This is a genomic window from Staphylococcus sp. HMSC62A08, from assembly GCF_001839105.1.
GTDB lineage: Bacteria > Bacillota > Bacilli > Staphylococcales > Staphylococcaceae > Staphylococcus > Staphylococcus caprae.
In genome coordinates this window covers 580-1,093 of sequence record NZ_KV840070.1, presented here as the reverse complement: position 1 = coordinate 1,093, position 514 = coordinate 580, and the positions used below count along the sequence as shown (strand labels likewise).

General features: G+C 54.3%; 5 tRNA genes. All 5 read left to right on the top strand.

Annotated elements, in window-relative coordinates:
• The first annotated feature begins 40 nt into the window (after nt 1-40).
• The 5 genes from HMPREF3264_RS12290 (at nt 41) to HMPREF3264_RS12270 (ending at nt 469) form a co-directional block, all read left to right on the top strand.
• Nucleotides 41-123, top strand: a tRNA-Leu gene (locus HMPREF3264_RS12290).
• 3 nt (nt 124-126) lie between these two features.
• Nucleotides 127-201 (top strand) — tRNA-Gly (locus tag HMPREF3264_RS12285).
• 7 nt (nt 202-208) lie between these two features.
• A tRNA-Leu gene (locus tag HMPREF3264_RS12280) sits at nt 209-297 on the top strand.
• A gap of 15 nt (nt 298-312) precedes the next feature.
• Nucleotides 313-386 (top strand) — tRNA-Arg (locus tag HMPREF3264_RS12275).
• A gap of 9 nt (nt 387-395) precedes the next feature.
• Nucleotides 396-469: transfer RNA gene (locus HMPREF3264_RS12270), tRNA-Pro, on the top strand.
• The last annotated feature ends 45 nt before the right edge of the window (nt 470-514 follow it).

Below are 514 nucleotides of genomic sequence, written 5' to 3'. Positions count from 1 at the left end.
GGTCAGAGGTTCGAATCCTCTATGGCTCACCATTAGATACGCGGGTGTGGCGGAATTGGCAGACGCACTAGACTTAGGATCTAGCGCCTTCACGGCGTGGGGGTTCGACTCCCTTCACCCGCATATGCGGAAGTAGTTCAGTGGTAGAACACCACCTTGCCAAGGTGGGGGTCGCGGGTTCGAATCCCGTCTTCCGCTCCATTATTTTGCCGGGGTGGCGGAACTGGCAGACGCACAGGACTTAAAATCCTGCGGTGAGAGATCACCGTACCGGTTCGATTCCGGTCCTCGGCACCATCTTTTAAATTATATGCGCCCGTAGCTCAACTGGATAGAGCGTTTGACTACGGATCAAGAGGTTATGGGTTCGACTCCTATCGGGCGCGCTTATTCTACGGGAAGTAGCTCAGCTTGGTAGAGCACTTGGTTTGGGACCAAGGGGTCGTAGGTTCGAATCCTGTCTTCCCGATAGTACATATTAATATGGGGGCTTAGCTCAGCTGGGAGAGCGCCT